The organism is Mycobacterium stomatepiae, assembly GCF_010731715.1.
Lineage (GTDB): Bacteria > Actinomycetota > Actinomycetes > Mycobacteriales > Mycobacteriaceae > Mycobacterium > Mycobacterium stomatepiae.
The window spans coordinates 1,400,140-1,422,730 of record NZ_AP022587.1 but is presented as its reverse complement, the minus strand read 5'-3'; the positions used below and the strand labels follow the sequence as shown (position 1 = coordinate 1,422,730).

General features: G+C 68.4%; 19 protein-coding genes. 13 read left to right on the top strand and 6 right to left on the bottom strand.

Going from position 1 to position 22,591, the window contains the following annotated elements; all coding sequences use genetic code 11:
* Nucleotides 1-50 precede the first annotated feature (50 nt).
* Genes aspS through G6N54_RS30280 form a run of 4 tightly spaced genes read left to right on the top strand, consistent with a single transcriptional unit; the run spans nt 51 to nt 3,386 of the window.
* Nucleotides 51-1,826 (top strand): aspartate--tRNA ligase, encoded by a 1,776-nt coding sequence (gene aspS / locus G6N54_RS06695; protein WP_163789147.1) that lies wholly within the window; start codon nt 51-53, stop codon nt 1,824-1,826.
* Entirely contained in the window at nt 1,823-2,269 is a 447-nt protein-coding gene (locus tag G6N54_RS06690; RefSeq protein WP_163789145.1) for a nitroreductase family deazaflavin-dependent oxidoreductase, read from the top strand. The genes aspS and G6N54_RS06690 overlap by 4 nt, the downstream gene beginning before the upstream one ends.
* A gap of 47 nt (nt 2,270-2,316) precedes the next feature.
* Nucleotides 2,317-2,988 carry an FUSC family protein gene (locus G6N54_RS30285; RefSeq protein ID WP_232073441.1) on the top strand — a complete coding sequence of 224 codons (672 nt, stop codon included), beginning with the start codon at nt 2,317-2,319 and terminating at the stop codon, nt 2,986-2,988.
* Nucleotides 2,964-3,386, top strand: a complete 423-nt coding sequence (locus G6N54_RS30280; protein ID WP_232073439.1) for a hypothetical protein — start codon at nt 2,964-2,966, stop codon at nt 3,384-3,386. The genes G6N54_RS30285 and G6N54_RS30280 overlap by 25 nt, the downstream gene beginning before the upstream one ends.
* A 5-nt stretch (nt 3,387-3,391) precedes the next feature.
* Here the strand turns inward: G6N54_RS30280 and G6N54_RS06680 are convergent, their stop codons facing one another.
* Nucleotides 3,392-3,781: an MmcQ/YjbR family DNA-binding protein gene (locus tag G6N54_RS06680; protein WP_163789143.1), complete on the bottom strand. Its 390-nt coding sequence runs from the start codon at nt 3,779-3,781 to the stop codon at nt 3,392-3,394.
* A gap of 90 nt (nt 3,782-3,871) precedes the next feature.
* Here G6N54_RS06680 and G6N54_RS06675 point away from each other — a divergent pair, with 90 nt between their 5' ends.
* Nucleotides 3,872-4,804 carry a transglutaminase family protein gene (locus tag G6N54_RS06675; RefSeq protein ID WP_163789141.1) on the top strand — a complete coding sequence of 311 codons (933 nt, stop codon included), beginning with the start codon at nt 3,872-3,874 and terminating at the stop codon, nt 4,802-4,804.
* A complete protein-coding gene (locus tag G6N54_RS06670) occupies nt 4,797-5,852 on the top strand; it encodes a zinc-binding metallopeptidase family protein (RefSeq protein WP_163789139.1) in 1,056 nt (351 codons plus the stop codon). Before G6N54_RS06675 ends, G6N54_RS06670 begins: the two co-directional genes overlap by 8 nt.
* On the opposite strand, the gene G6N54_RS06665 is transcribed toward G6N54_RS06670, so the two are convergent.
* The 4 genes from G6N54_RS06665 to G6N54_RS06650 all read right to left on the bottom strand — a co-directional run bounded on the left by G6N54_RS06665 (nt 5,849) and on the right by G6N54_RS06650 (nt 13,980).
* Entirely contained in the window at nt 5,849-8,491 is a 2,643-nt protein-coding gene (locus tag G6N54_RS06665) for a circularly permuted type 2 ATP-grasp protein (RefSeq protein WP_163789136.1), read from the bottom strand. The genes G6N54_RS06670 and G6N54_RS06665 overlap by 4 nt on opposite strands.
* A gap of 26 nt (nt 8,492-8,517) precedes the next feature.
* A complete protein-coding gene (locus G6N54_RS06660; protein ID WP_163789134.1) occupies nt 8,518-11,847 on the bottom strand; it encodes a transglutaminase family protein in 3,330 nt (1,109 codons plus the stop codon).
* A gap of 66 nt (nt 11,848-11,913) precedes the next feature.
* The gene (locus G6N54_RS06655; protein ID WP_163789132.1) at nt 11,914-12,915 is read right to left on the bottom strand and encodes a hypothetical protein; all 1,002 of its coding nucleotides are present in this window, start codon (nt 12,913-12,915) and stop codon (nt 11,914-11,916) included.
* Between the two features lie 105 nt (nt 12,916-13,020).
* Complete coding sequence (locus G6N54_RS06650) at nt 13,021-13,980, bottom strand: DUF2189 domain-containing protein (RefSeq protein WP_163789130.1); 960 nt, start codon at nt 13,978-13,980, stop codon at nt 13,021-13,023.
* Nucleotides 13,981-14,158: 178 nt separating this feature from the next.
* Here G6N54_RS06650 and G6N54_RS06645 point away from each other — a divergent pair, with 178 nt between their 5' ends.
* On the top strand, nt 14,159-15,526 hold the full coding sequence (locus tag G6N54_RS06645) for a replication-associated recombination protein A (protein ID WP_163789129.1): 1,368 nt from the start codon (nt 14,159-14,161) through the stop codon (nt 15,524-15,526).
* Nucleotide 15,527: 1 nt separating this feature from the next.
* Here G6N54_RS06645 and G6N54_RS06640 read toward each other — a convergent pair whose 3' ends face one another.
* Entirely contained in the window at nt 15,528-16,151 is a 624-nt protein-coding gene (locus tag G6N54_RS06640; protein ID WP_163789127.1) for a hypothetical protein, read from the bottom strand.
* Nucleotides 16,152-16,354: 203 nt separating this feature from the next.
* Here G6N54_RS06640 and G6N54_RS06635 point away from each other — a divergent pair, with 203 nt between their 5' ends.
* The 6 genes from G6N54_RS06635 (at nt 16,355) to G6N54_RS06610 (ending at nt 22,540) form a co-directional block, all read left to right on the top strand.
* Complete coding sequence (locus G6N54_RS06635) at nt 16,355-16,744, top strand: secondary thiamine-phosphate synthase enzyme YjbQ (protein WP_179969224.1); 390 nt, start codon at nt 16,355-16,357, stop codon at nt 16,742-16,744.
* Between the two features lie 90 nt (nt 16,745-16,834).
* Nucleotides 16,835-19,540, top strand: a complete 2,706-nt coding sequence (gene alaS, locus G6N54_RS06630) for an alanine--tRNA ligase (RefSeq protein WP_163789123.1) — start codon at nt 16,835-16,837, stop codon at nt 19,538-19,540.
* A complete protein-coding gene (gene ruvX, locus G6N54_RS06625) occupies nt 19,541-20,062 on the top strand; it encodes a Holliday junction resolvase RuvX (protein WP_163789121.1) in 522 nt (173 codons plus the stop codon). It begins immediately after the preceding gene.
* Complete coding sequence (locus tag G6N54_RS06620) at nt 20,052-21,299, top strand: endolytic transglycosylase MltG (RefSeq protein ID WP_163789119.1); 1,248 nt, start codon at nt 20,052-20,054, stop codon at nt 21,297-21,299. Before ruvX ends, G6N54_RS06620 begins: the two co-directional genes overlap by 11 nt.
* Nucleotides 21,274-22,122, top strand: a complete 849-nt coding sequence (locus tag G6N54_RS06615) for a shikimate dehydrogenase (protein WP_163789117.1) — start codon at nt 21,274-21,276, stop codon at nt 22,120-22,122. Before G6N54_RS06620 ends, G6N54_RS06615 begins: the two co-directional genes overlap by 26 nt.
* Nucleotides 22,123-22,132: 10 nt before the next feature.
* A complete protein-coding gene (locus tag G6N54_RS06610) occupies nt 22,133-22,540 on the top strand; it encodes an A24 family peptidase (protein WP_163789115.1) in 408 nt (135 codons plus the stop codon).
* Nucleotides 22,541-22,591 lie beyond the last annotated feature (51 nt).

Here is a 22,591-nt window from a genome sequence, read left to right as displayed (position 1 = left end):
CGCCGCCCTCTAGACTGGTCAGTCGTTCAGCCAGGTAAAGGGGATTATTTGTGTTGCGCAGCCACGCCGCTGGTTCGCTACGGGATCGCGACGCCGGCCAACAGGTGACGCTGGTCGGGTGGGTGGCGCGCCGCCGCGATCACGGTGGCGTCATCTTCATCGACCTGCGGGACGCGTCCGGTATCGCGCAGGTGGTCTTCCGCGCCGCAGACGTGCTGGAACAGGCGCACCGGTTGCGCGCCGAGTTCTGCGTCTCCGTCTCCGGCGTCGTCGAGATCCGTCCGGAAGGCAACGCCAACGCCGAGATTCCCACCGGCGACGTCGAACTGAATGTCACGTCGCTGACCGTGCTCGGCGAAAGTGCGCCGCTGCCGTTCCAGCTCGACGAGCCGGCAGGGGAGGAGTTGCGGCTGAAGTACCGCTACCTCGACCTGCGCCGCGACGGGCCCGCCGCGGCAATTCGGTTGCGCTCCAAGGTGAACGCCGCCGCCCGATCGGTGCTGGCTCGGCACGACTTCGTCGAGATCGAGACGCCGACGATCACCCGCTCGACGCCCGAGGGCGCACGCGACTTCCTGGTGCCCGCCCGGCTGCACCCCGGATCGTTCTACGCGCTGCCGCAGAGCCCGCAGCTGTTCAAGCAGTTGCTGATGGTGGCCGGCATGGAGCGCTACTACCAGATTGCCCGCTGCTACCGCGACGAGGATTTCCGCGCCGACCGGCAACCGGAATTCACCCAGCTCGACATGGAGATGAGTTTCATCGACGTCGAGGACATCATCTCGATCTCCGAGGAGATCCTGAGCGCGCTGTGGGCGCTGATCGGTTACCAGATCCCGACGCCGATCCCGCGGATCAGCTACGCCGACGCCATGCGACGGTTCGGCTCCGACAAGCCGGACTTGCGCTTCGGGCTGGAGCTCGTCGAGTGCACAGAGTTCTTCTCCGACACCACATTCCGTGTGTTCCAGGCGCCGTACGTCGGCGCGGTGGTGATGCCCGGCGGGGCGTCGCAGCCGCGCCGCACGCTGGACGGCTGGCAGGAGTGGGCCAAACAGCGCGGGCACCGCGGGCTGGCCTACGTGCTGGTCGGCGACGACGGTGAGCTGAGCGGTCCCGTGGCCAAGAACCTGACCGAGGCCGAACGCGACGGCTTGGCCGGCCACGTCGGGGCCAGTCCCGGCGACTGCATCTTCTTCTCGGCCGGGCCGGCGAAGGCGTCGCGGGCCCTGCTGGGTGCGGCCCGCGGCGAGATCGCCAACCGGCTCAACCTGATCGACGCCGGTGCCTGGGCGTTCGTCTGGGTGGTCGACCCGCCGCTGTTCGAGCCCGCCGAGGACGCGACCGCCGCCGGTGACGTTGCCGTGGGTTCCGGTGCCTGGACCGCGGTGCACCACGCGTTCACCTCGCCCAAAGCGGGCCAGGAGGACGCCATCGAGACCGACACGGGCAACGTCCTGGCCGACGCGTACGACATCGTCTGCAACGGCAACGAGATCGGTGGCGGCTCGATCCGTATCCACCGCCGCGACATCCAGGAAAAGGTGTTCGCGGTGATGGGCCTGGACCAGGCCGAGGCCGAGGAGAAATTCGGATTCCTGTTGGAGGCGTTCACCTTTGGCGCGCCGCCGCACGGCGGCATCGCATTCGGGTGGGACCGGATCAACGCCCTGCTGTCCGGGGTGGATTCCATCCGCGAGGTGATCGCCTTCCCGAAGACCGGCGGCGGGGTCGACCCGCTGACCGATGCGCCGGCGCCGATCACGCCGCAACAGCGCAAGGAATCCGGAATAGATGCCAAACCCAAAAAGGTTGAGCAGGCATGACCGAACAGCGACCGGACCCCGACGCCGTAAAAGAATTCAACCGCAACCTCATCGAGGAATTCCGGGCCAACGACGGAAAGGTGACCGGGCAGTTCTCCGGCGGGCATCTGCTTCTGCTGACCACGACGGGCGCCAAATCGGGCCAGCAGCGGGTATCGCCGCTGGCGTTCTTCGATATCGACGGCAGGCTGATCATCCTGGGATCGTTCCGGGGCTCACCGACCGATCCCGCCTGGGTGCACAACCTGCGGGCCAACCCGCGGGTCCATCTCGAGGTTGCCACCGACTCGGGTGTGGACGCCTACGACGCGACCGCGCGCGAACTGCCGCCGGCGGAGCGCGACGCGATCGTTCCCAAGGTCGTCGCCGCGGCGCCCGTGTTCGCCGACTATCAGTCGAAGACCAGCCGGGTCATTCCGCTGTTCGAATTGGAGCGCGCCTGACATTTCTCGCATTGCCGCACGCGCGTGCGCTGCGGTAAGCAAGCGAGATGAGCACTTCGCTGCTGACGCGGCCGTTTACGGGTAGAGCCGTCGTCGGCGGTTTGAAGCGCGTCCATGGCGTGTGGTTTTACCTCGTGAAGACCTCGGTCGCGGCCGGTCTGGCGTGGTTCATCGCGCACGATGTGCTGGCGCACCCGCAACCGTTCTTCGCGCCGATCGCCGCTGCGGTGTCCCTGTCGACCAGCAACGTGCTGCGCGCGCACCGCGCCATCCAGATGATCATCGGGGTGACCTTGGGCATCGGGACGGGAACCCTGGTCCAGGCGCTGCTCGGCCCCGGCTCGGTCCCCATCGCGATCGCGGCGCTGGTCGCGCTGGTGGCCGCGGTGTTCATCGGCCAGGGCTATATCGGCCAGGGGATGATGTTCGCCAACCAGACCGTGGTGTCGTCGATTCTGGTGCTCGCCCTTTATCGCAGCGGAGTCGGTTGGGAACGCATCTTCGACGCACTGATCGGTGGGGCCTGGCGATCGTCGTTGCCATCGTGCTGCTTCCGGCCAACCCGCTCGCCGTGCTGCGTAGCGCGCGCGTCGAAGCTCTGCAGACGCTGCACTCGGTGCTGGCTCGCACCGGTGAACTCGCCGGAGGCCGCGGCGCTCCCGCGCAGGACTGGCCGTGGCCGGCCGTCGACACGGTGCACCAGCAGCTCAGTGGGCTGATCCAGGCGCGGACCACGGCGCGCCAGGTCGTGCGAGTTGCGCCGCGGCGCTGGGGACTTCGCGACGCCGTGCAGGCCGCCGAGGACCAGGCCGTGCAACTGGCCCTGCTTGCCGGCAACATCCTGCAGCTGGCCCGTGCCGTCGTGCCGGCCGCGCTTCCCGCCCCGAACGGCGTTCGGCTTCCGCCACCCGCGGAGGCGGTGCTCGACGACCTCGCGCGGGCGATGGCACTTGCCGAGCCCGATCCGGCGGCCGCGACCGCGCACGTCGACGCCGCCCGCCGGCACGCGTCAGCGCTGCTGGCCAATGCCCGGGAACGATCCGGGGTGGTGCTGGCCGACGTCGCCGCATCCTGCGTCGACGATCTGCAGCGGGTCATCGACCTGGGCCGGCCGTAGCGAGCTCAGATCGAGTCGGTCAGGAACTCCTGGACCAGCTTCTTGGGTGCCCGCGTCAGCCAGGCCTCGGTGATCAGCTCCTCGAGACCGCGGACGTCGATCTCGGCCAGCTTGACCAGCACCGCGGGATAGCCGTCGAAATGCGGGGTGGTGAAGTAGATCGCGGGCTCGTCGGCGACCAGCGCGAACTTGACGCCCTCGTCGGATACCCAGACGCCGAGGATGTCGCCCTCGGGCGGCTGGATCCCATTGGCGGTTAGCGCTTCGCGGTCCGACGCGCGCAGCGGACGCTCCCACGCCAGCAACTTCTTGCCGACCCTCCAGTCATGCGGTGACTGCTCGGAGGTGAGTGGCAGCTCACCCACGATCCGGGAGACGTCGTCCCAGGTGGCCACGTATCGATTGTGCTCCCGCTATGGTGCGCTTGGGTGCCGTATCGGCCATCGGCCGCCCACCACACATCGGAGATCTCGGGAGGGAACGCGTTGTCTTCTGAAGTAGAAGCCCCCGGCGCCCGTCGGCACCGCGTCACCCACCGCACCGAGTACCGCTACTCGGACACCGTGACCAGCTCGTATGGCAGGGGCTTTCTCACTCCGCGCGACTCGCAGCGCCAGCTGTGCGTCGCGCACCGGCTGACGATCGACCCGCCCCCCGCCGACAGCTCCACCAGCGTCGATGGCTACGGCAACATCAGTTCTTACTTCCACGTCACCGAGCCGCACTACACCCTGACGGTGACCAGCGACTCCATCGTCGACGTATATCCGGCGCCGCCCGAGCGCTACAGCAGCGGGCCGGCGATCGAACCCTGGGAGGCGGCCCGGCCGACCGGGCGGCGGGGAGCACTGGCCAGCGAGTACGCCCTGGACCTGAATCCGCCCGAGATCACCGATGAAGTCCGTGACTACGCGGCCCCCAGTTTCGCCCCCGGGCGCCCGCTGATCGAGGTGCTACGGGATCTCGCGTCGAGGATTTACACCGACTTCACCTACCGCTCGGGGTCGACAACGATTTCCACCGGTGTCAATGAGGTTCTGGCGGCCCGAGAAGGGGTATGTCAAGACTTCGCGAGGCTGGCGATCGCCTGCCTGCGTGCCAACGGGTTGGCGGCCAGCTACGTGTCCGGCTATCTGGCCACCGACCCGCCGCCCGGAAAGGAACGAATGATCGGCATCGACGCCACCCACGCCTGGGCCGCGGTGTGGACCCCGCAGCAGCCCGGCCAGTTCGAGTGGCTGGGACTGGATCCCACCAATGACCAGATGGTGGATCAGCGCTACATCATCGTCGGTCGGGGTCGCGACTACGCCGACGTGCCGCCGTTGCGCGGCATCATCTACACCGACTCGGAGCAGAGCGTGATCGACGTCGCTGTCGACGTGGTGCCGTTTGAAGGCGACGAACTGTATGCGTGATTTCAATTGCCCTAACTGCGGTCAGCGCCTGGCGTTCGAGAACTCGACCTGTCTGAATTGCGGTAGTGCGCTTGGGTTTTCGCTCGACCAGACGGCGCTGCTGGTGATCGCCGAGGGTGATGCGACCGACCATGCCGGCTTCGTGGACGCCAACGAGTATCAACTGTGCGCGAATCTTCAAGTCGCCGAATGCAATTGGCTGGTCCCCGTCAACAACCCAAGGCAGCTCTGCACGTCGTGTGCGCTGACGACCGAACGCCCCAACGACGCGGACGCCGTCGGACTCGCGGAGTTCGCCCAGGCCGAGGCGGCCAAGCGCCGGCTGATCGTCGAGCTGCACGAGCTGAAGCTGCCGATCGTCGGGCGCGACCAGGATCCCGATTACGGATTGGCTTTCCGGCTGTTGTCCAGCGCGCACGAGAATGTGATGACCGGCCACGAAAACGGGGTCATCACATTGGATTTGGCCGAGGGCGACGACGTCCACCGCGAGCAGCTGCGGGTCGAGATGGACGAGCCGTATCGCACCCTGCTCGGGCACTTCCGCCACGAGATCGGCCACTACTACTTCTACCGGCTGATCTCACCGTCGAGCGATAACCTGGCGCGGTTCAACGAGCTGTTCGGCGATCCCGATGCCGACTATCAAGAGGCGCTGGATCGGCACTACAACGAGGGTGCGCCGGACGGCTGGCAGGAAAAATTCGTGTCGTCCTACGCGACGATGCACCCGGCCGAGGACTGGGCCGAGACGTTCGCGCACTACCTGCACATCCGCGACACCCTCGACACGTCGGCCTGGTGCGGGCTGGCACCGGCGACGGCGACCTTCGACCGGCCGCCGTTGGGTCCCAGCGCTTTCCCCAACATCATCGAGATGTGGCTGCCACTGTCGTGGTCGCTGAACATGGTGAACCGGTCGATGGGCCGCGACGACCTGTACCCGTTCGTGCTGCCGCCCGCGGTCATGGACAAGATGCAGTTCATCCACAACGTGATCGACGAGGTGGTGTCCGCGGCGCAGGGTCCTGCTGCTGTTGCCGGTTAGGCCGGCATGTCCCGTCGTTGGTCGGGGCCCCACAGCGGCTGCATGCCGCCGGGCAGCGTCAATTGCGTCTCGGTGATGACGCCGGCCAGGTCGCGCAGCTCGGTGTGGATCGTGGTGAGCAGCTCGGCCAGCTCCTCGCGGCGCCCGTCGACGGCGACCTCCAGCTCGGCGGGGTGTGAGCGGCGCAACAGGGTGCTGATCTCCTCCACCGTCCGCTCCGGACGCGATGACCCCGACGCGGTGGGCAGGTCCTTGAGGTTGGCCCGTAGCCGCTCCAGCTGATAGAGCAGCGAACGCGGGTTGTTGGCGTCGAACAGCATCAGTTCGGTCACCGCGGCGACACTGACCTGCCCGACGGTGCGCCGCCGGTAGATGACCGACGATTCGCACGCCACCAACGTGGCCTCGATGACGTTCTGCTCGGCATCGGGGCTGCGGACGGCGGTCAGCGTGGCTTCCAGCAGTTTGGTCAGCCAGAGGCCGCGTTCGATCCGTTTGCCGATGTCCATCATCGTCCAGCCCACGTCGCGCACCATCGACTCGCTGGCCACCCCCGACAGGGTCAGCATCCCGGCCAGGGTGCGCCCATGCGCGGACGCGAGCAGGGTGTCGGCCTCGGCCAGCGACTGCGGCGGCTCGGGCCGGTGCGCGAGTCCGCGCTCCAGGGTGGCCAGCACCACCCAGGTGTCGTTGGACATCTGGTCGCGCACCGCGCGGGCGGCCAGAGCGAGCCCCTCGACCGACTGGATCAGCGATCCCGCCCGGTCCGGGTCGAAGGTCAGTGCCCACAACGTCGATGGGACGATCGCGATCATCTCGGCGTGGTCGTTGTCGGCCCCGGTGTCGCTGCCGGTGATGTCGCCCAGGGCCGCCATCAGCACCGGCACCACCTCGCTTTCCTCGGTGTCTTGGTGGTGGCGGTAGATGTGGAAACGGTCGCGAGTGGCCATCAGTAGCCGTGCCGTGTTTTCCGCGCGCTCGCCGTACCGGCCGATCCAGAACAGGTCGGACAGCACACGCGGCGAGCTGACTCCCCAGGTGCCCGCGGCGGTCTTGACCGGCTGCGCGGCCGTCGGCAGCGTGATGGTCTCCGCGCGGGCGCGTTCGGTCGGACGGACCCAAATATCCTTCGCTGCAACAGTCTTCAGTTCATAACCCGCGGGCCCGGGTGCAACGACGTAGCCGACGCCGCCGATCATCGGGGCGTAGCCGCTGCGTTGGGCAACCGTGAACAGCCGCATGCCGACACCGGCCGACGACGACACACCGGCGTGGTCGGTCGGCGCGGAGGAGAACTGCGGCAGCTCCTGGCCGGCCCACTGCCAGGGCATGGCATCGATCCGGGCGGCCAGCCCGGTCAGCTGGGTCGACGAAAGTGTGGGTCCGACAAGGGTTTCCCCACCGACCGTGGATTTGATCAACAGCGACGAGAGATTGGCCAGCAGGTGTGAACGTTCCTTGGCGATGCCGCCCCAGTACATCGGCGCGGTGTTCAGCAGTGGCGCTTCGCCGAGCAGCCGCTCGGCCAGCTCGGGCAGAAAGCGAAGCAGCCCAGGGCTTTCCAGGATGCCGCTGCCCAGTGTGTTGACGACGGTCACGGTGCCGCGGCGTTGCGCCTCCACCAAACCGACCACCCCGAGCCGGGAATCGGCGCGCAGGTCCAGCGGGTCGGTGTAGAGCGCGTCGACGCGGCGAAGAACGACGTCGACGCGCTTCAGGGTGCCCAGCGAGCGCATCCAGAGTTTGCCGTCGAGGACCACCAAGTCGGCGCTTTCAACCAGCGGAAAGCCCAGCAGCGTCGCGAGATACGCCTGGTCGAACGCGGTCTCCGAGTAGATACCCGGGCTGAGCACCACCACCACCGGGTCTTGGGCGTCGTCGGGCGCGGAATCGATCAGCGCCAGCCGCAGTGCCTGCGCGAACGGCGTGTTGGGCCGCGGCGCGATCCGCTCGTAGAGATCGGGAATCGCGTGCGCGACCACGCGTCGATCGGCCAGCGCGTATCCGGCACCCGAGGGCGCCTGCGTCCAGTCCGCGTTGACCTCGAAGGAGCCGCTCGGCAGCCGGCTCAGGTCGCAGGCGTGCATGAAAAGCTGGTGGTGGCCCGGCACTTCGATACCGCAGGCCGCGCGCACGTAACCCGGGTGGGCGAACACCAGCTCCGGGGGCAGCATGCCGTCGGTGAGCAAACTGCGCGGACCGTACAAGTCCGCGAGCACGGCGTCGAGCAGGCGCGAGCGTTGCACCAACCCGGCCTCCAGCACCTCCCAATCGGCCGCGGACACCACGATCGGCAGGGTGTCCAGGCTCCACGGCCGCGGCTCGAGAGCATGACCATTGTCGGGATCGACCTCGGTGTAGGTGATCCCGTCGTTGTCGATCAGGCTGCGCACCATCGAGCGCAGCTGATTCAGTCCCGCCCGGCCGCGCTCGGCGACCGTGTCGGCCAGCTCGGTCCAGGCCGGCCGCACCCGGCCGTCTTCGGACAGGAATTCGTCGTAGCCGGCTTCCTGCGCACCGGCGGGGCGCAGCTCGAACAACGCTTCCTGGGCGCGCGCGGTCCGGTATCCGGCTAATAGCCGATCGGCGTCGTAATGATCGCCGGACGTGCCAGTAATCGCCGAGGGGTCAAGTGCCATCGTGATGCTAATTCTCCGGGACGCCGTTATTGCTGCACGGTACGCACGCGACGCAGGTCGAGAATGCCCGGCGCGCCGACATCGGTGAATATCCGTGCCTGCTTCTCCCGGATGCCGGAGAGGTCCAGCTTGCCCGGGGTGAAGCCGATCGCCTCGAACCGTCGGGCGCGGCGCGATTCTGCCGCAACGGCGTTGACGGGTGGCTCCTCGTAGGCCATGCCACCCGGATGCGAGACGTGATAGGTGCAGCCGCCGCGCGAGGTGCCCGAGGTGAGGTCGATCAGCTCGAACTGCAGCGGCACGTCGGTGGTGATGGTCGGATGCAGCGCGCTCGGTGGCTGCCACGCCTTGTACCGCACCCCGCCCACGTGGATGTCAGGGTTGTCGGTGGCCAGCAGCGGCACCGGGTAGCCGTTGCAGGTCACGACGTAGCGGTGCCGGTCGGCGCCGATGATGCGGATCTGCAGACGCTCGACCGACGAGTCGACGTAGCGGGCGGTGCCCTGGGCGGTGGATTCCTCGCCGAGGGTGTTCCACGGCTCGATCGCTCCGCGCAACTCGATCTCGACGCCGTCGAAGACGGCGGTGCCGATACGCGGGAAGCGGAACTCGGTGAACGGATCCAGCCAGCTGGTCTCGAACGCGATCCCGTGCGCACGCAGATCGGCGGCAACGTCGGCGATGCCGTGGATCAGGAAGTGCGGCAACAGGTATCGACCGTGCAGGTTGGAGCCGTGCCGGATCAGCGGGGCGCGCAGCGGCTCGTCCCAGAACCAGGCCACCAGCGAGCGCACCAGCAGCGACTGCACCATCGCCATCCGCAGATGCGGCGGCATCTCGAACCCGCGCAGCTCCAGCAGCCCGAGCCGGCCGCGGGGGCTGTCGGGGCTGTAGAGCTTGTCGATGCAGAACTCGGCGCGATGGGTGTTGCCGGTGATGTCGGTCAGCAGATGCCGCAGCGCGCGGTCGGTCACCCACGGCTTGGCAGTGGTTTTCAGCCCCCCGCCTCCCAGCCGGGCGATCTCGGCGAACGCGATCTCGAGCTCGTACAGCGCCTCGGCGGGGCCCTCGTCGACCCGGGGTGCCTGCGAGGTGGTACCGACGAAGCGGCCCGCGAACAGGTACGACAGCGCGGGGTGCCGCTGCCAATAGGTCAACAGCGATACCAGCAGATCCGGGCGGCGCAGCAGCGGCGAGTCCGCCGGCGTCACACCGCCGAGCGTGATGTGATTGCCGCCACCGGTGCCACCATGGCTGCCGTCGACGTCGAAGGATTCCGTCGACAACCGCGCCAATCGAGCTTGCTCGTAAAGGGTTTCGAGTTGCTGTCGTTGTTCGTCGAAACTGGCGGTGGGCGCGATGTTGACTTCGATGACGCCGGGGTCGGGGGTGATCGTCGTCGACTGCAGCCGCGGGTCCGGCGGCGGGCCGTAACCCTCGACGACGATCGGTGTGTGAGTCTTGGCCGCCGCGGCCTCGATGCGGGCGATCAGGTCGACGAAGTGCTCGAGCGCCTCGGTGGGCGGGAGGAACAGGTAGAGCAGCCCGTCGCGGGCCTGGGCGACCATCGCGGTGGGCGGCGCCTTCTCGTCGTCGTCGACGGACGCCTTGCCGGGCTGCGTCGGCAAGGCGTCGGCGATCGTCATGGGGTCGACGACGAACGACGGCCGCGGCGCCTTCCAGCTGATGGAGTTCAGCGGCAGCCGCAGCCCGGCGGGTGAATCTCCCTCAAGCAGCACGACACGGCCGCGGCGCAGCTGCCAGTTCGCGCTCGCCCAGGCGAGGTCGTCGTCGCGCCGGTGCAGCGGCAGCACGAATGCCACTGGCTCAGTAGTGGATTCGTCGAGGTGAGCCAGCAGTGCGGCGCGCGCGGCGGCATCGTCGTCGGTGAGGCCGTCGCCGGCCTTGACCGGGTCGCCGCTGGGCAGCCGGACTTTGGCGGCGAGCCGGGCCAGCGGGTCCTCGAAGGCCGGGCGCACCTGGGACAGGGGCAATCCCAGGCTCTCGGCGACCTCCGCGAGCACCTTGTAGGCGTCCTCGTTGTCCGCCTTCGAACCGCTCGGCTCCTGCGCCCAGGGGTCGGCCAGCAGCGTCTCGTCGGTCCACAGCGGCAGTCCGTCGGTACGCCAGTAGAGCGCAATCTGCCAGCGCGGCAACGGCTCTCCGGGATACCACCGGCCCTGTCCGCGATGGATGAGTCCCTGCGGGGCCCACGCCCGCTTCAGCCGCGCGGCCAGGTCGGAGGCGCGCTGCCGCTTGTGCGGGCCGTCGGCGGCGGTCCGCCACTCGTCGTCGACCTGGTTGTCCACCGACACGAAGGTTGGTTCGCCACCGACCGTCAGCCGGACATCGCCGGCGGCGAGGCGTTCGTCGACGCGGGCGCCGACCGCACAGATCGTCTCCCACGCCGCGTCGGTGTAGGGCAGCGTGACGCGTGGATCCTCGTGGATGCGGGTGACGGTATTGGAGAACTCCAGGGTGGTCTTACACGGGGCGGTGCTGCCGGTGATCGGCGCCGCGCCCGAAGGATGCGGCGTGGCCGCCAGCGGGATATGCCCCTCACCGGCGAACAGCCCCGAGGTGGGGTCGAGGCCGATCCAGCCCGCGCCGGGGATGTACACCTCGGTCCACGCGTGCAGGTCGGTGAAATCCGCCGCGGGCCCCGACGGGCCGTCCAGCGCTTCGATGTCGGAGGTCAGCTGCACCAGGTAGCCGGAGACGAACCGGGCGGCCAGCCCGAGCTGGCGCAGGATCGACACCATCAGCCACGCCGAGTCGCGGCACGATCCGACGCCGGTCCGCAGCGTGAAATCCGGTGTCTGGACCCCGGGCTCCATCCGCAGGCTGTAGGCCACGTCGGCGTTGATCGCGTGGTTGAGCGCGACCAGGAAGTCGATGGTGCGGGTGCCCTCGGGCACCGAGAACTTTTCCACCCACGCCCGCGCGAGCTCACCGGGGCCCGAGCCCTCGGCGTCCTCGTCGACCGGCCGCAGGTAGGGCTTGAGATCCTCGGCGAGCGCCTTGGGGTAGATCAACCCCGAAGCAGGGGGCCATATTTCGGCCCAGTCCTCGATGAAGAAGTCGAACGGGTTGATCACCTTGAGGTCGGCGATCAGCCCGACGGTGATGGTCAGCTGCTGCGTGGGGTTCGGAAACACAAGCCGGGCAAGGAAATTGCCGAACGCGTCCTGCTGCCAGTTGATGAAGTGGTCCGCGGGTTCGACGCGCAGCGAATAGGCCTCGATGGGCGTGCGCGAGTGAGGTGCCGGGCGCAACCGCACGACGTGCGGGTAAACATGGACCCCCCGGTCAAAGGTGTAGCTGGTGCGATGCTCCAGCGCAACTTTGATGCTCATAACCGCTGATCTCATCACAAGGGCCGTAGCGCCGCAGCGCGCCACGAGCCAGCGGTGCCGGATTGGTTACGTGGTAAGGGGTCCCGGGGCCGGGCCGGCCGGCGGTCCCGGCTGGTAACCGGCCTGTTGCGGCGCCGCGATCTCACCACCCGAAAGCTTGCGGTAGGCGTAGGTCAGTACCAGCGCTACCACGGGAGCCGCCACCAGCAGGCCGACGCCGCAGGCCAGCGCACCGACCACGATTGTCGCCATCGTGACCAGCCAGACCAGCAGAGCGCTGGCGAAGTTGGACCCCACCAGCGAGAAACTGGACGCGAACCCCTTGAAGGCGCTCGCCGAGCGGTCGACGACGAACAGGATGACGAACTGGGTGAAGATCCCCACGACGATGCCGGGAACGAAGCACGCGGCGTAGCCGACCGAGGTGACGAAGCTGACCAGAATCGCGGCGAGAAACGCCATGCCGAGGTTGCGTGGCTTGAAGAAGGACCCGATGCTGACCGGCTGGCCGTCGGCGAGGTCCAGGCATCCGGACAGGAAGCCGGCCTGGGCGAATGCGGTCACGATCAAGGAGACGACGTAGCCGAGGCCCACGATCGCCATCCCGGTGGGACTGAGATTCGCCGAGAAGTCGAAGTCGTAGTCGGAGGAGTCGTAGGGCGTCACGTTGGCGGTCATGTTCTGGCCCACGAAGTTCAGCGTCGACGACGCGGCGAACAGCAGACCGTAGACCAGCGTGGGAACGATCAGCGCCACGGCGTTCGCGGTGAAGGTACTCCAGGCCCAGCTGAACGCGTCGCCCACGCTGAATTGCGGTTTGGGCGCGGCGCCGTAGCCCGGCTGCGGTGGGTAGCCGGGCGGTGGGCCGCCGTAACCGGGCGGCGGGGGCGTCCCGTAACCGGGTGGCGGCGCGCTGCCGGGAGGTGACCCGTAGCCGGGCGGTGGGCCGTACCCGGGGGGCGGCGGAGGCGGCGCGCCGTAACCGGGCGGCGGCGAGTAGCCCGGAGGATTCGCGTTGCCGCCGAAGGGTTCGGCCGGATCGCCTGGCTGTTGCGGGGGCTGGCTCATTTGCCGTCCTAACGTGCACGCGCGGAACTAGGCCACCCGGAACTTAACAAATGCGCGGTCGGGTGGCGAGGATTGAGCTCGCCGTTTCGCGTGCCGGCCGCCGGGCTAGGCGAACTGCTGTCCGGGCGGCGGTCCGGAAGGCGGGCCGGGCTGGTAACCGGGCTGCTCCAGCGGCACGACCTGACCGCCGGAAAGCTTGCGGTAGGTGTAGACCTGGATCAGCACCGCGACCGGGAAGGCGACGATCATGCCCACCCCGCAGGCCAGTTCGCCGACCAGCACCACCGCGTACTGCACCAGCCACGACAGCAACGAAGGGCCGATGTTGGCCCGGGCGACCGCGATGCTGGCCTTGATGGATTCCACTGGTGACAGCGATCGATCGATGACGAATGCCAGGGAGAACAAGGTGAGAAACGCGAAGATGATGCCGGGGATGAAGCACAGGATCGAGCCGACGACGGTGCCGACCCCGACCAGCAACGCCGCGACGAACACCGGGCCGACATTGCGGGGCCTGAAGAACGTCCCGATGCTCACCGGCTTGCCGTCGGCGATGTCCAGCGCGCCGCTCAGCAACCCGGCGTGCATGAAGATCACGGCGATGAAGAGCAGCACGTAGCCGACGATCATGACCGCGATCGAGGCCGGGCCGTACGCGATGTCGACACCGCTGGTGGTCTCGCCGTAGCTGTTGGCGTACGTGGTGCTGGTGCTCTCCCCGAAGGCCATCGGCAACAGCGCGGCGATCAGGGCGAAGACGGTGATCACCACGGCGTAGGCGAGGACCGGAACGATCAGAGCCGAGACGTTCTGCTGGAACTTGGCCCACGACCACTTTAGCGCCGCGGTGACATCGAACTGCGGGGCGGCCGGCTCACCGTACGGGTTGAAGCCGGGCTGCGGCGGGTAGCCACCCGGCGGCGGGCCGTAGCCCGGGGGCGGCGGAGGTGGGGCGCCGTAGCCCGGCGCGGCATGACGGGGTGGTGGCGAGGAGCCCGGAGGGTTCTGGTCGCCGCCGACGGATTCGGTCGGGTCACCCGGCTGTTCTGGGGGCTGGCTCATTTGCCGTCCTAATTTGCTGTCGAAGTAGCTTGCGGGGCACCCGCGCGGAACTTGGCAACCCGGAACTTAGCAAATATGGGCCGGGGGAGCGAGGATTGTTCTTTGCTTGTTTGGTTGTCATTCGGGGCCCGTTCGGTATCGCGGCCGCCAATCCGCATACCTGTCCGGTCTGCGTGGTATGCCTGAAGCCGTGTCCGACGGTCTGTTTGACCTGCCCGGCGAATCGCGGACGGCCAACGACGCCCTGGGCGTGTCGGCCGGCGCGCCGCTGGCGGTGCGGATGCGCCCGGCATCGCTCGATGAAGTCGTCGGGCAGGATCACTTGCTGGCGCCCGGGTCGCCGCTGCGCCGGTTGGTCGAGGGCTCGGGGGTGGCCTCGGCCATCCTGTACGGCCCGCCGGGAAGCGGCAAGACGACGCTGGCGGCGCTGGTCTCGCAGGCGACCGGCCGCCGGTTCGAAGCCCTGTCGGCGCTGTCGGCCGGGGTCAAAGACGTCCGGGCCGTGATCGACAGCGCGCGCCGGGCGCTGCTCTCCGGCGAGCAGACGGTGCTGTTCATCGACGAGGTGCACCGGTTTTCCAAAACCCAGCAGGACGCGTTGCTGTCCGCGGTCGAGAACCGGGTGGTGTTGCTGGTGGCGGCGACCACCGAGAATCCGTCGTTCTCGGTCGTCGCGCCGCTGCTGTCGCGGTCGCTGATCCTGCAGCTGCGCCCGCTGACCGCCGACGACATCCGCACGGTGGTGCAGCGCGCGATCGACGATCCGCGGGGCCTGGGTGGTCAGATCGGGGTGCAGCCCGAGGCCGTCGATCTGCTGGTGCAATTGGCCGCCGGCGATGCCCGCCGCGCGCTGACCGCGCTGGAGGTCGCCTCGGAAACAGCACAGGCAGCCGTTGCGGCGGGCGGTGAGTTGACCGTGGCGGCCGTCGAGCAGTCGCTGGACAAGGCCGCGGTGCGCTACGACCGTGACGGCGATCAGCACTACGACGTCATCAGCGCGTTCATCAAATCGGTGCGCGGCTCCGACGTCGACGCGGCGCTGCACTATCTGGCCCGCATGCTCGTCGCAGGGGAGGATCCGCGATTCATCGCGCGCCGGCTGATGATCCTGGCCAGCGAGGATATCGGCATGGCCGACCCGACGGCGCTGCAGACCGCGGTCGCGGCCGCGCAGACGGTGGCGCTGATCGGCATGCCCGAGGCGCAATTGACGTTGGCGCACGCCACGATTCACCTGGCCACCGCGCCGAAGTCGAACGCGGTGACCACCGCACTGGGCGCGGCGATGGACGACGTCAAGGCGGGCAAGGCGGGTCTGGTGCCGGCGCATCTGCGCGACGGCCACTACTCGGGAGCGGCCGCACTGGGCAACGCGCAGGGCTACAAGTATGCCCACGATCACCCGGATGGTGTTGTGGCACAACAATATCCGCCAGACGAACTGATGGGCGTCGACTACTACCGGCCCACCGGGCGCGGCGTCGAGCGCGACCTCACCGGGCGGCTGGAGCGATTGCGCGCGATCATCCGCCGCAGGCGTGGCTAGCTCAGACCAGTTCCGGAACCCGCAGGCTCGCGATAGCCAGCTCGAACTCGGCGACGTCGGCGATCTCGGCGCCCAGGTCGCGTGCCCGCCGGCTGCGTAATTCGCTGGCCTCGTCGCTGTTTCGGGCCATCGCTTCCTGGCTGTCGAATGTCGAGCACGACACCGCTCGTCGACCGGCCGGGTGGTCGACCATCAGGCTGGCACTGGTGAATCCCTCGAGACTCTCCATTTCCGGAAGCACCGCCATCCGGTAGAAGTCCATCGACCGCTCGAGCTGGTCGGGCACCACCTTGAGCCAGGTGGCGCGCACGAACGCGCCCTCGGCCGACCGGTGGCGGCGATGCAGCGACGCGATCTGCCACTCCTCGACGCTGGCGCTGCCGTCGAACATCAACGCGACGTGGTCGCGGATGATCGCCACCCGCTCGGCGCTGGCGCGCATCGCCGCGACGGAGTCCCAGGCGCTGGTGGCGATGCAGCGGCCGGACTGCCAGTCGACCAACAGCGACAGACCGACATAGCCGTCGATCTCGTGCATTTCCGACATCACGACATCACGGCAGTGCGCGATTCCGATGTCGACCGACAAGGGTTGCCCCTCGATGGTGAAAGAGCGTGCGTACACGATGGCTTCCTAACTATTCGGGGCAGCGCCCCCGGTAGCGCCACCGGTCCCACCGAATACCTTCCTCCTACCGATTACCTCCTGGCAATGGTCTTGCGGCGCGGGGTGGCGTGTCCGCGTCGTGTGGCCCCGCTCACACACGATTGGCTGGTCCGAGGCAGGTCCAGCGGTCGCGCCGTAGGCTTGATCGGATGCATACCGATGTGCTCGGTGTCGACACCACCAGCCTTCGCATCGTGGATCTGACCGGCGCGGTGCGCAGGTTTTGCTTCTCTTGTGGGGATGGCCTGTGCAACGTCTTCGTGCCGCATGCGACGGCCGGAGTCGCGATCATCGAGACCGGTGCCGGCTCCGACGACGACCTGGTCGAGACGCTGGAACGGCTGCTGCCGCGCGACGACCGCTATCGGCACGCGCACGGCTCGGCCGGGCACGGTGCTGACCATGTGTTGCCCGCGATCATCTCGCCGTCGGTGACGCTGCCGGTCGCGGCCGGCGAGCCGCAGCTGGGCACCTGGCAAAGCGTCGTCCTGGTCGACCTGAACCGGGACAACCCGCGGCGCTCGGTGCGGTTGAGCTTTTTGGAGGGTTAGCTGCCGGGTAACCGGCGGTGCCCGGCCCGGTACTGTGAGCGGTCGAAACGCGTCGCGAGACAGCCCTTATTTAGGAAGAAGCGGAAAAGAGTGCAGACACACGAGATCAGGAAAAGATTTCTTGATCACTTCGTGAAGGCGGGTCACACCGAGGTGCCGAGCGCATCGGTGATCCTCGACGACCCCAACCTCCTGTTCGTCAACGCCGGCATGGTCCAGTTCGTGCCGTTCTTCCTGGGCGCCCGCACTCCGCCGTACCCGACGGCCACCAGCATCCAGAAGTGCATCCGCACCCCGGACATCGACGAGGTGGGCATCACCACCCGGCACAACACCTTCTTCCAAATGGCCGGCAACTTCTCGTTCGGCGACTACTTCAAGCGCGAGGCGATCGCGTTGGCGTGGGATCTGTTGACCAACAGCGTCTCCGAGGGCGGCTACGGCCTGGACCCGGAAAAGCTCTGGGCCACAGTCTATCTCGATGACGACGAGGCCGCCGACCTGTGGCGGGAGATCGCGAACCTGCCCGCTGAGCGGATCCAGCGCCGCGGCATGGCCGACAACTACTGGTCGATGGGCATCCCCGGGCCGTGCGGCCCGTCGTCGGAGATCTACTACGACCGCGGTCCGGAATTCGGCGTCGAGGGCGGCCCGGTCGCCAACGAGGACCGCTACATCGAGATCTGGAATCTCGTGTTCATGGAGAACGAGCGCGGCGAGGGAACCAGCAAGGAAGACTTCGAGATCCTTGGGCCGTTGCCGCGCAAGAACATCGACACCGGCATGGGTGTGGAGCGGGTCGCGTTCATCCTGCAGGGCGTGCACAACGTGTACGAGACCGACCTGCTGCGGCCGGTCATCGACATGGTCGCCGGCCGCGCACCGCGCGGCTACGGCTTGTCTGGTCCGGAAGGCAACCACGACGACGACGTGCGCTACCGGGTGATCGCCGACCACAGCCGCACCGCCGCGATCCTGATCGGCGACGGCGTGAGCCCGGGCAACGACGGCCGGGGCTACGTGCTGCGCCGGCTGCTGCGCCGGGTGATCCGCTCGGCCAAGCTGCTGGGCATCGAGGACCCGATCGTCGGCGACCTGATGACCACCGTGCGCGACGCGATGGGCCCGTCGTATCCCGAACTCGTGGCCGACTTCGACCGGATCAAGCGCATCGCCGTCGCCGAGGAAACCGCGTTCAACCGCACCCTGGCGTCGGGCTCGAAGCTGTTCGACGAGGTAGCCGGCACCACCAAAGCGGCTGGAGCCAAGGTGGTTTCGGGCTCGGACGCCTTCACCCTGCACGACACTTACGGCTTCCCGATCGAGCTCACCCTCGAGATGGCTGCCGAGGCGGACCTGCAGGTGGACGAGGCCGGCTTCCGTGAACTCATGGCCGAACAGCGCCGGCGCGCCAAGGCCGACGCCGCCGCTCGCAAGCACGCGCACGCCGACCTGACCGCGTACCGCGAACTGGTCGACGCCGGGCCCACCGAATTTACCGGCTTCGACGAGTTAACCGCGCAGGCAAGCATTCTGGGCATCTTCGTCGACGGCAAGCGGGTCCCGATCGTGTCGCACGGCGATGCCGTCGGCGCCGACCGGGTGGAGCTGATCCTGGACCGCACCCCCCTGTACGCAGAGTCCGGTGGTCAGATCGCCGACGTCGGCACCATCAGCGGGACCGGCGCGGGCGAGAGCGCCCGGGCCGCGGTCACCGATGTGCAGAAGATCGCCAAAACTCTGTGGGTGCACCGGGTTAACGTCGAGTCAGGCGAATTCGTGGAGGGCGACACCGTCGTCGCGGCGGTGGACCCGGGCTGGCGCAAGGGCGCCACCCAGGGCCACTCGGGTACCCACATGGTGCACGCCGCACTGCGACAAGTGTTGGGCCCCAACGCTGTTCAGGCCGGATCGCTAAACCGTCCGGGATACTTGCGCTTCGACTTCAACTGGCAGGGCCCGCTCTCCGACGAGCAGCGCACCCAGGTCGAGGAAGTGATCAACGAGGCCGTGCAGGCCGACTTCGAAGTGCACACGTTCCTCGAACAGCTCGACAAGGCCAAGGCGATGGGTGCGATGGCCATGTTCGGCGAGGCCTACCCGGACGAGGTGCGGGTGGTGGAGATCGGCGGCCCGTTCTCGCTGGAGCTGTGCGGCGGGACCCACGTACACAACTCGGCGCAGATCGGCCCGGTGACGATCCTGGGCGAATCGTCGGTCGGCTCCGGGGTGCGCCGGGTGGAGGCCTACGTCGGGCTGGACTCGTTTCGCCACCTGGCCAAGGAGCGCGCGCTGATGGCCGGGCTGGCGTCGTCGCTGAAGGTGCCCTCCGAAGAGGTGCCCGCCCGGGTGGCCAGCCTGGTCGAGCGGCTCAAGGCCGCCGAGAAGGAACTCGAGCGCGAGCGCAAAGGCAGACTGACTGCAACGGTGGAGAAGGTCGAGCTTGAACGTAGGGGTGAGGTCAATGTGTTCCCGCATATGACGTCCGGGCAGACCGCAGCCGAGGTGCGTTCCCTAGTCGTGAGCAAGATTCGCCAGCACACCAGCGACCCGACGGTGGTGGTGCTCATCTCCGAAAGCGATGACGGCACTGTGCCCTACGCTGTCGCCGCCAACCAGGCTGCCCAAGACCTCGGAGTCCGGGCCAATGACCTGGTCAAACGACTCGCCGTCGAAGTCGATGGGCGAGGCGGCGGCAAGGCCGACCTGGCACAGGGCTCGGGCAAGAATCCGAGCGGCATCGTCGCGGCGCTCGATGCGGTGCGCGACGAGGTTGTCAAAGCGCAGGTCGGCTGAGTGGATTTGGCACCGCATCGCTTGCCCGACCGGCCCGGCGACCCTAACCAGGACCCTGGGCGGGGACGGCGGCTCGGCGTCGACGTCGGCACCGTGCGCATCGGCGTGGCCGCCAGTGATCCCGACGGCATCCTGGCGACACCGGTGGAAACGGTGCGCCGGGACCGCTCCGGCAAGCACGTGCGACGGCTGGCCGAGCTCGCCACCGAAATCGAAGCGGTCGAGGTGGTCGTCGGATTGCCGCGGACGCTGGCCGATCGCACCGGGCCGTCGGCGCTCGACGCGATCGAGGTGGCCGAGGCGCTGGCCCAGCGGGTTTCGCCCATCCCGGTGCGGCTGGCCGACGAACGACTGACGACGGTCAGCGCGCAGCGTTCACTGCGCGCGGCGGGGGTGCGGGCCAGGGAGCAGCGGGCGGTGATCGACCAGGCGGCGGCCGTGGCGATCCTGCAGAGCTGGCTCGATCAACGTCGGGCGACGCTTGCCCAGTCCGCGGCGGGGGATGTCATCGATGGTGGATAGCGCGCGCGACGAACGGGCCGAGCCGGCCGCGGTCGGTCCACCCCGGCACCGCACCAGCCGGATGGCCCGGATCAAGGCCGAGCGCGGACGCCGGCGGCGCCGTTTCACCGGCCGCATCGTGTTGGGCGTGCTCGTCGTGATCGTGGTGGCCGCGGTGTTCGTCGGCTCCAAGATGTGGCACACGGTGTTCGGCGGTGGGGAAGACTACAGCGGCGACGGCAAGCGCGACATCGTGATTCAGATCCAAGCCGGCGACTCGACGACGACAGTCGGCGAGACGCTGCACAACCAGGGTGTGATCAAGACCGTCCGGGCCTTCATCAACGCCGCGCACGGCAACGCCGCGATCAACTCGATCCAGCCCGGCTTCTACCGGGTGCGCACCGAGATCCCGGCGGATTCCGCGGTCGCGCGGCTGACGGACCCCAACAATCGGGTGGGCAAGCTGGTCATTCCGGAGGGGCGTCAGCTCGACGACACCACTGACATGAAGACCAACAAGGCCACGCCGGGAATCCTGACGCTGATCTCGCGCGCGTCCTGCGTGGATCTCGACGGCGCCAAGCACTGCATCTCGGTGCAGGACCTGCGCGCGGCGGCGGGCAACACCCCGCCCAACGTTTTGTCGGTGCCGGCCTGGGCGATTCAGCCGGTCTCCGAGATGGGCACCGATCACCGCCGGATCGAGGGACTGATCGCACCCGGGACGTTCAACGTCGATCCCGCGGCGGCGCCGCAGGACATCCTGGCGAACCTGATCAGCGCCGGGGCCGCGACGTATATGCAGTCCGGGCTGGTGGACTCCGCCGCGGCGATGAAGCTGTCGCCGTACGACATCCTGGTGGTGGCCTCGCTGGTGGAGCAGGAGGCCTACTCACAGGACTTCGCGAAGGTGGCGCAGGTGATCTACAACCGCCTGAACGCGCACCACACGTTGGAGTTCGATTCGACGGTGAACTATCCGCTGGACCGCCGCGAGGTGGCTACCAGCGACGCCGACCGGGCCCTGAAGACGCCGTGGAACACCTACGTCTCCCCGGGTCTGCCCGCCACGGCGATCTGTTCGCCCGGCATCGACGCGCTGCGCGCCGCCGAGCATCCCGAGCCGGGTGACTGGTTGTACTTCGTCACGATCGACGCCCAGGGGACCACGCTGTTCACCAAGGACTACAAGCAGCATCTGGCCAATATCGAGCTGGCTAAGCACAACGGTGTCCTCGACAGCACCCCCCGCTAACGCGGGCCCGAGAAAGGCGGCCGTCCTCGGCTCGCCGATCGCGCACTCGAAATCCCCGCAACTGCACCTCGCCGCCTATCATGCGCTGGGCCTGGACGACTGGACCTACGAGCGCATCGAGTGCGGTGCCGAGGAGCTGCCGGGCATCGTCGGCGGATTCGGACCGGAATGGGTCGGGGTATCGGTCACCGCGCCGGGCAAGTTCGCCGCGCTGCGGTTCGCCGACGAGTGCACCGAACGGGCGCAGCAGGTGGGATCGGCCAACACGCTGGTGCGCACGCCTCGCGGCTGGCGCGCCGACAACACCGACATCGACGGCGTGAGCGGAGCGATCGCGTCAATCGGGGGAGCCTCGGGATGGGCGTTGGTCTGTGGATCGGGCGGCACCGCGCCGGCGGCCGTCGTGGGCCTGGCCCGGCTCGGCGTCAGCGGCATCACCGTCGTGGCGCGCAACCCGGAGAAGGCGGCCCGGCTGGTGGATCTGGGCGCGCGCGCCGGCGTGCCGGCGCGATTCTGCGAGCTGGGTGACCCCGAAGCCAGGGCCCTGGCCGCCGAGGTGGCCGCGGCGGAGGTGCTGGTCAGCACGATCCCGGCCGACGTGGCCGCGCGCTACGCCGGAACGTTTGCGACGATTCCGGTGCTGCTGGACGCCGTGTACAACCCGTGGCCTACCCCGCTGGCCGCCGCGGTGGCCGCCGCGGGCGGGCGGGTGATCAACGGCGTGCAGATGCTGCTGCACCAGGCCTTCGCGCAGGTCGAGCAATTCACCGGGCTGCCCGCCCCGCGCGAAGCGATGACTTGCGCTCTGGCCGCCCTGGATTAGCGTCCCGCGGGTGCGGGCGACAGCGGTGACGGTGGTGGCCGCCTGGCTGCTGCTGCTGAGCTGCTATGACATCCGGCAACGGCGATTGCCCAACCGGCTGACGCTGCCCGGCGCCGCGGTGATCCTGGCGGTCGCTTGCGGTACCGGGCGCGGGACGCCCGCCCTGGCCGGGGCCGCGGCGCTGACCGGGCTGTATCTGCTGGTGCACTTGATCGCGCCGGGAGGGATGGGCGCCGGCGACGTGAAGCTGGCGATCGGCCTGGGCGGGCTGGCCGGCTGCTTCGGCGTCACGGTGTGGTTTCTGGCGGCGTTGGCCGCGCCGTTGCTGACCGCCGCGCTCGGGTTGGCTCTGCGCGGCGCCGTGCCGCACGGTCCGTCGATGTGCCTGGCCACCGCGGCCGCGGTGCTGCTCGGCTGAGCCCGCTTAAAAATTGTGACGCTGCAAATCGTTGCCGGTCTCGTTGTGCGC

What these genes read in the sequence shown, in the direction of transcription:
- G6N54_RS06660 (WP_163789134.1), bottom strand. Translation starts at nt 11,847, where the DNA reads ATGAGCATCAAAGTTGCGCTGGAGCATCGCACCAGCTACACCTTTGAC.
- G6N54_RS06670 (WP_163789139.1), top strand. Translation starts at nt 4,797, where the DNA reads ATGCGTGATTTCAATTGCCCTAACTGCGGTCAGCGCCTGGCGTTCGAG.
- G6N54_RS06620 (WP_163789119.1), top strand. Translation starts at nt 20,052, where the DNA reads ATGGTGGATAGCGCGCGCGACGAACGGGCCGAGCCGGCCGCGGTCGGT.
- G6N54_RS30285 (WP_232073441.1), top strand. Translation starts at nt 2,317, where the DNA reads ATGAGCACTTCGCTGCTGACGCGGCCGTTTACGGGTAGAGCCGTCGTC.
- G6N54_RS06690 (WP_163789145.1), top strand. Translation starts at nt 1,823, where the DNA reads ATGACCGAACAGCGACCGGACCCCGACGCCGTAAAAGAATTCAACCGC.
- G6N54_RS06655 (WP_163789132.1), bottom strand. Translation starts at nt 12,915, where the DNA reads ATGAGCCAGCCCCCGCAACAGCCAGGCGATCCGGCCGAACCCTTCGGC.
- G6N54_RS06665 (WP_163789136.1), bottom strand. Translation starts at nt 8,491, where the DNA reads ATGGCACTTGACCCCTCGGCGATTACTGGCACGTCCGGCGATCATTAC.
- G6N54_RS06650 (WP_163789130.1), bottom strand. Translation starts at nt 13,980, where the DNA reads ATGAGCCAGCCCCCAGAACAGCCGGGTGACCCGACCGAATCCGTCGGC.
- G6N54_RS06645 (WP_163789129.1), top strand. Translation starts at nt 14,159, where the DNA reads ATGCCTGAAGCCGTGTCCGACGGTCTGTTTGACCTGCCCGGCGAATCG.